Raw genomic sequence first — 6,365 nt, forward strand, 5'->3', positions numbered from 1 at the left:
CGGGCATCGCCGACGCCGCGGGCCGGATCGCCGATGCCCGCGCGCAGGTGAACACGCTGGCGGGCGGTTTCGCCAGCGGCGTCAACGCCGTGCAGGCGCAGGGCGACGATCTGGGCGGCAAGCCCGGCATGGCGATGTTCACGACCGGCGCCAGCCCCAGCGATCTCACGCTGTCGCTCACCGATCCGTCGGACGTCGCGGCGGCGTCACGCGGCGGTGGCGCCCGCGACAACACCAACCTCGCCAGCCTGGCCAGCCTGCGCACGAGCGGCGGGTTCGAGGGCAGGACGACCGCGCTGGTGAGCGACACCGCCGCGGCGCTCGCGTCGAAGCGGACGGTCGCCGATGCGCAGACCACGATCCACGACGGCGCCGTCACCGCGCGCGACGCGGTGTCGGGCGTCAACCTCGACACGGAGGCGGTCGACCTGATGCGCTTCCAGCAGGCGTACCAGGCCTCTAGTCGCGTGATCCAGGTCGCGCGCGAGACCTTCCAGTCGATCATCGCGATCAACTGATGGCCATCGCCTCGCTCTCCAGCTCGCTGTTCTACGATCGCGCGTCGGCGGCGATGACGTCGCTGACCGCGCAGGCGGACACGCTCAACACGCAGCTCTCGACCGGCAGGAAGCTGTCGAAGGCGTCGGACGACGTCGTCGCCTATCAGCGGCTGCGCACGATCGCGACGGACGCGGCGGACGCCACTGCCTCTCAGGCGAACATCACGACCGCGCAGGGCGTGCTGACGAGCGCCGACACCGCGCTGACGTCGATGACCAACCTGCTCCAGAACGCGTCGGAGCTTGTGGTGCAGGCGCGGACCGGCACGCTGAACGATACCGACCGCGCCGCGATCGCCAGCCAGTTGTCGAGCATCGCCGACGAGATCGCTGCGCTCGCCAACGGCAAGGACACGCGCGGCCAGCCGTTGTTCGCCGGTTCCGCCAGCGGTGACGCGGTGACGACCAACGCGGACGGAAGCCACGCGCTGGCTTCCGGCGCGACGTCCACGATCCCGATCGGCGGCGGCCAGTCGGTGCAACCGAGCGAGAACGCCGCCGCGATCCTGGGCCTGGCCGGCGGGCGCAACGCGATCGACGTGATCGCCGCGCTTGCGACGACGCTGAAGGCCGGTGGGGACACCACCGATGCTCTGGGCAGCGCGCTGGGCGATCTGTCGACCGTCTCGACGCAGGTGATCGACGTCCAGGCGTCGCTCGGCGCCCGCGGCGCGCGGCTCGATCTGGAGACGACGCGGCTGACCACGGTCGCCGCCGACCGCGAGGCGGTTCGCTCGGGACTGGAGGATACCGACTACAGCCAGGCGGCCGTTCAGCTCCAGAAGACGATGACGGTGCTGCAGGCGACGCAGGCGAGCTTCACGAAGCTGTCGGCGCTGAACCTGTTCGACTATCTGAAGTAGCGGCCCTCGCCCGCTTTCCCCGCCCTGGGCCTGTCGACGGACAGCCCTTCCGTTCGAACAAGGGCAGCGCGCCGACAGGCTTGGCGCGAACGGCTTCGGTGGCGGGCACGCGGTCCGCAACCCATCCCGTGGGCCGATTAACCTTATCGCTACCCGCTCCCGGTAACGCTTTGCCCGATACCAATACGGGGAAGCCAGCAGCTCATGTTTCCAGCCATCGGCCTCGTCGTCCTGCTCGCGATGGTGTTCGGCGGGTTCGCCATCACCGGCGGCGCGCTCGGCCCCGTCATGGAGGCGATCCCGCATGAGATGCTCATCATCGGCGGCGCCGCCGCGGGCGCGCTCATCATCGGCAATTCGGGCAAGGAACTGAAGGCGATGGGCGGCGGCCTGGCCAAGGTGTTCAAGGGGCCGAAATACAAGAAGCAGGACTATCTGGACGTCATCTTCCTCGTTTCCAAGCTGATGAAGATGCTGCGCATGGAAGGCCCGATCGCGCTGGAACCGCATGTCGAAGACCCGAAATCCTCCGCCGTATTCTCGGAGTATCCCCGCCTCGTCGCCGACCACACGCTCATCAACCTGATCGCGGACACGTTGCGGCTCGTCGTCGTCTCGTCGGGCACGCTCGACGTGCATGCGGTCGAGGAGGTCATGGACCATGCGATCAAGACCCACCATCACGAGGTCGAGGGGCCGCACACGACGCTGACCAGCCTTGCCGATTCGCTCCCCGCGCTCGGCATCGTCGCGGCCGTGCTGGGCATCGTGAAGACGATGGGCTCGATAGACAAGCCGCCGACGATCCTGGGCGCGATGATCGGATCGGCGCTGGTCGGCACGTTCATGGGCGTGCTGCTGGCCTATGGCATCGTCGCGCCGCTGGCGGGCCGGCTGAAACAGGTGATCGACGGCGACGCGGCGATCTACGACGTGGTCAAGCAGATCATCATCGCCTCCCTTCACGGCCATCCGCAACCGCTGGTGATCGAGGCGGCGCGCGCGGGGATACAGCACAGCAACCAGCCCGGCTTCGCCGAGGTCTTCGACGGGTTGCGCGGCAAGTGAGGGCGGTATGTCTTGATCGGCTCGCACCGATGCACGGCGCCGGCCCGCTCCCCCATCCGGCCATCCATACAGCGTATCGTGATGGGTGGCCGGGAGGGGGAGCGGGCCGGCACCGACCTGCCGGAGGCGCACGGTAATGCCCGCCGCGCGCGCGCCGCATGGCGCCAACGTCCCACCCAAGGTGATCGTCCGCAAGATTTACATCGAGGGGCATGGCGGCCATCACGGTGGCGCGTGGAAGGTCGCCTATGCCGACTTCGTGACGGCGATGATGGCGTTCTTCCTGCTGCTGTGGCTGCTGGGCGCGACGACGGAGAAGCAGCGCAAGGGCATCGCCGACTATTTCGCGCCCACGCTGATGGACACGCGGCACTCGGGCGTCGGCGGGTCCGGGCTGCTGGGCGGCGACTCGCTGATCGACGCGAACACGCTGCCGCACCGGGCGGCGCAGACCGGCACGCGCGCGCTGACCGTGCCGGTGGGTGCGACCGGAGGTCCGTCGGCGGGCTCCGGTCCCGACGGCACGCTGCGCAGCCGCGATGCGCTGGCGCAGGAGGATCGCAAGAACTTCGACGCGCTGCGCCGCCGCGTGCAGATGCAGATGGCGGCGGCCAGGGACTTGGCGAAGCTCGGCAAGCACGTCCACTTCACGATGACGCGCGACGGGATGCGGATCGACCTGGTCGACGATGCCGACTATTCCATGTTCGCGCTCGGCACGACCGCGCTGGAGCCCGAGGCGAGCGAGCTGATCGGGCTGGTCTCGGGATCGGTGAAGGGACTAGCCAACCCGATCATGATCCGCGGCCACACCGACAACCTCGGCTATGGCGACCCGGCGGCGATGAACAACTGGATGCTGTCCTCGGCGCGCGCGGAGGCGACGAGGCGCAGGCTCGCGCTGGGCGGGCTCCCCGACGCGCGGTTCGACCGGATCGAGGGCGTCGCCGACCGCGAGCCGATGATCGCCAAGGACCCCGCCGATCCGCGCAACCGCCGCGTGTCGATCACGCTGCTGTACCGGGCGGGCAGCTTCGCGCAGTAGGCGAGGGTGGCGGTCATCGCCGTTCCACCCCCGCGAACTTGTCCGCGCGCCTGCGCCCCATTAGCATCCCGCGCTCCAGCCGCACGCACAGCGCCGCGTAATAGTCCGCCAGGAAGCCCGCGTCGTCGCCGTCGGCCGCGATCCCGGCGCGGGTACGGATCGCGTCGGCCACCACCGTCAGCGACTCCGCGCGTCCGCCGCGCAGCACCTCCTCCAGCGTCTGGAGCTCATACTCGCCGTACAGCGCCAGCGCGGCCTCCGGGAACGTCCGCCGCGCGCGGGGCCGCGTGGCGACGAGGTCGCCCGCCAGCCTCGCGCGGGCGGTGCGCACCACCCAGGTGCCCGCGATCAGGTCGCCGACGCGCAGCCGGTCGCGGTTGAACAGCGGGAACAGGAGGAAGATGCCGCTCCACGCGAGCGAGAAGAGCGTCAGGAACGTGCTTGCCGTGCCGTCCGCCGCCGCCGTGCCCAGGAACGACAGCGGCAGGAACACCTCCACCTCGCGCATCGCGTTCCTCGCCACCACCGCCCCGCCGGTCAGCCGCGCGCCGTCGCGCGCCACGACGCGCAGGCCCGCGACACGCTTGCCCGGCGTCGCGCCGCGGCCGCCCATCTCCCACAGGACGAACCAGCCGTTGCGCAAGGCGAACGCGCCCAGCAGCCACAGGATCGTCAGCACCTGTCCCTGGCCCGGCCCCTGCCGCCCGCGCATGAGGTATATCGTCGCCATCGTCGTGCAGACGAGCACCGCGAGCATCAGCGCCATGTCGAGGACGAACGCCGCCGCGCGCGTCCCCGCGCTGCCCAATTCCAACAGGAGGTCGACCCCCTCGGGCGTCACGAACCGGCGCCGGAGCGACGGGCGCGGGCGGGCGCTATGCGCCATGCCCGACCCCTCCGGCACGGCGCGGCCAGTAGAAATAGACCAGCCAGAAGGCGAGCACGGCAAGGCCGATGCCCGCGCGCGTCGCGTCGTCGTCGACGAGCTGGCGGCCGATGCCCTCCAGCATGCCCGCGACGATCAGCATCACCACGGTCCCCGCCATCGCCACCGCCGCCGACCGGCCCGCCGCGGTCGCCGACTCCATCCGCGTGCGGCGGCCGGGAAAGGCGATGGCGAGCCCGATCCGGAACCCCGCCGCGCCCGACAGGGTGATCGCGAACAGCTCGGTCGTGCCGTGTATCATCAGCCAGGCCGCGACGTTCCAGCCCAGCCCCTTCGCCGCGAACACCGCCTGGAAGGCGCCAAGCGTCAGCCCGTTGTACGCGACCAGCAGCGCGGTCGGCGCCGCGAACGCGAAGCCCAGCGCGAACGAGAAGATCGCGAGCTGCGCATTGTGGCTGAACAGATAGGCCGCGAAGGTCGCCAGGCCGTCCTGCCGCGCGCCGCCCGCCCCATGGCCGTACAGGGTCCCGCGCAGGAAGGCGGCCGACGCGCCGGGGTCGCGCCCGCCCGCCATGCCGACGGGGATGATCGCGAAGAACCACGACGGATCGCGCGACACGACGACATAGCCCGCGATCGTGGCGGCGATCCCCAGCAGCAGGCTCGCCAGCGTCTCGCGCCACAGGTCCCGCACCGCCTGCGGCCAGCCGTGCGCGAGGAACCGGGCGAGCTGGCGCCACGGCGACGTCTGCACGCCGTATATCTGGAAATAGGCGCGCGTGCCCAGCTGCTCCAGATAGGCGACGAGCGCGCGGTCGAGCGACGTCGCGCGCGCCACCGACAGCGACGACAGCGTCGTGCGGTACAGCGACGGCAGCGCGAGCAGGTCGTCGTCCGCCAGCGCGCGGACCGACCGCTTCTCGATCCGCGTGATCAGCCGGTCGAGCCGCGCCCAGTCCGCCTCGTGCGCCGCGCGGAACCGGGTCGCGTTCACGGTCGACGGGTCCGCCGCCATGGGCGCCGGACCCGTCACAGCAGGTTCCTCCGCTTCAGCGCGACATAGCCCTCGACCAGCCGTTCGCCGACACGGTCGTGCTCCGCCTCGATCACGTGCGCGCCACCATGGCGCAGCCGGGCGAGCACCAGCATCCGGTCGCGCAGCAGGCCCGCCGCCGTCACCGCCCGGGTCACGTCGTCGGCGGTGCGCGGAGCCGCGTCGACGATATCCTCCAGCTCCGCGTCGCGCAGGACGACGACGAGCAGCAGGTGGCGCTCCGCCAGCCGCCCGGCGGCGCGGACCATGAACTCGGCGGCGGTCATGTCGGTCACTTCGGCGAACAGCACCACCATCGACCGCCGCGTCAGCCGCTGGCCAAGGGTGGTGAGCGCGAACGTGTAGTTGGTCTCGTCCGCGCCATAGTCGATCCGTGCCGCCAGCCGCTGGAGCTGCGCGAAGGCGCCCGTGCCCGACACGAAGCCGCTGGCGATCCGCGGCCGCGAATCGAACGCGTCCAGCGCCACCCGATCGCCGAGCTTCAGCGCGACCCAGGCCGCGAGCAGCGCGGCGGACACCGCGCGGTCGATGCGGGGCAGGCCCGCGACCGGCTCCGCCATCTGGCGCCCGGCGTCGATCGCGAAGACGATCTGGTTGTTGCGCTCCGTCCGATATTCATTGGCGTGCAGGTTCAGGTGCCGGGCGGACTGTTTCCAGTCGATCGCGCGCCGGTCCATGCCCGATCGGTACTCCACCAGCGTATCGAAGTCGGTGCCCTCGCCGCGCTCGACCTGGGTCAGCCCCCCGAGCGCGTGCCGCCGGAACAGTGCCGCGCCGCGCTGGCGCACCGGGCGGATGTCGGGAAGGATCGCGATGGCGGCGTCGAGCGATACGGCGTGCTGCTGCCAGGCGAGGCCGAACGGCCCGCGCCAGCGCAGCCACGCCCGGC

Annotated in this window: 7 protein-coding genes; 4 read left to right on the forward strand and 3 right to left on the reverse strand. The window is 71.0% G+C overall.

Going from position 1 to position 6,365, the window contains the following annotated elements:
* The 4 genes from HUV01_RS10630 to HUV01_RS10645 all read left to right on the forward strand — a co-directional run.
* Positions 1-518, forward strand: a 518-nt coding sequence (locus tag HUV01_RS10630; protein ID WP_302480043.1) for a flagellar basal body rod C-terminal domain-containing protein, incomplete at its 5' end; no start/stop codon positions are given.
* Positions 518-1,423: a flagellin gene (locus tag HUV01_RS10635; protein ID WP_174298236.1), complete on the forward strand. Its 906-nt coding sequence runs from the start codon at positions 518-520 to the stop codon at positions 1,421-1,423. The genes HUV01_RS10630 and HUV01_RS10635, both read left to right, overlap by 1 nt.
* 204 nt (positions 1,424-1,627) lie before the next feature.
* Positions 1,628-2,491: a flagellar motor stator protein MotA gene (gene motA / locus HUV01_RS10640; RefSeq protein WP_174298237.1), complete on the forward strand. Its 864-nt coding sequence runs from the start codon at positions 1,628-1,630 to the stop codon at positions 2,489-2,491.
* Positions 2,492-2,627: 136 nt separating this feature from the next.
* Positions 2,628-3,536, forward strand: a complete 909-nt coding sequence (locus HUV01_RS10645) for a flagellar motor protein MotB (protein ID WP_174298238.1) — start codon at positions 2,628-2,630, stop codon at positions 3,534-3,536.
* Between the two features lie 13 nt (positions 3,537-3,549).
* Here the strand turns inward: HUV01_RS10645 and HUV01_RS10650 are convergent, their stop codons facing one another.
* The 3 genes from HUV01_RS10650 to HUV01_RS10660 form a co-directional block, all read right to left on the reverse strand.
* Positions 3,550-4,422, reverse strand: coding sequence for an RDD family protein (locus tag HUV01_RS10650; RefSeq protein WP_174298239.1), 873 nt, complete (start codon positions 4,420-4,422; stop codon positions 3,550-3,552).
* Positions 4,412-5,455, reverse strand: a complete 1,044-nt coding sequence (locus HUV01_RS10655) for a stage II sporulation protein M (protein WP_438827166.1) — start codon at positions 5,453-5,455, stop codon at positions 4,412-4,414. The genes HUV01_RS10650 and HUV01_RS10655 overlap by 11 nt, the downstream gene beginning before the upstream one ends.
* Positions 5,452-6,365: DUF58 domain-containing protein (locus HUV01_RS10660; protein ID WP_174298240.1), on the reverse strand; the 914-nt coding region annotated here is incomplete at its 5' end. The genes HUV01_RS10655 and HUV01_RS10660, both read right to left, overlap by 4 nt.

Source organism: Sphingomonas bacterium, from assembly GCF_903643035.1.
Taxonomy (GTDB): Bacteria; Pseudomonadota; Alphaproteobacteria; order Sphingomonadales; family Sphingomonadaceae; genus Sphingomonas.

Bases quoted from the DNA above. Each gene is read 5' to 3' on its own strand.
- HUV01_RS10635 (WP_174298236.1), top strand. From the start codon at position 518: ATGGCCATCGCCTCGCTCTCCAGCTCGCTGTTCTACGATCGCGCGTCG.
- motA (WP_174298237.1), top strand. From the start codon at position 1,628: ATGTTTCCAGCCATCGGCCTCGTCGTCCTGCTCGCGATGGTGTTCGGC.
- HUV01_RS10645 (WP_174298238.1), top strand. From the start codon at position 2,628: ATGCCCGCCGCGCGCGCGCCGCATGGCGCCAACGTCCCACCCAAGGTG.
- HUV01_RS10650 (WP_174298239.1), bottom strand. From the start codon at position 4,422: ATGGCGCATAGCGCCCGCCCGCGCCCGTCGCTCCGGCGCCGGTTCGTG.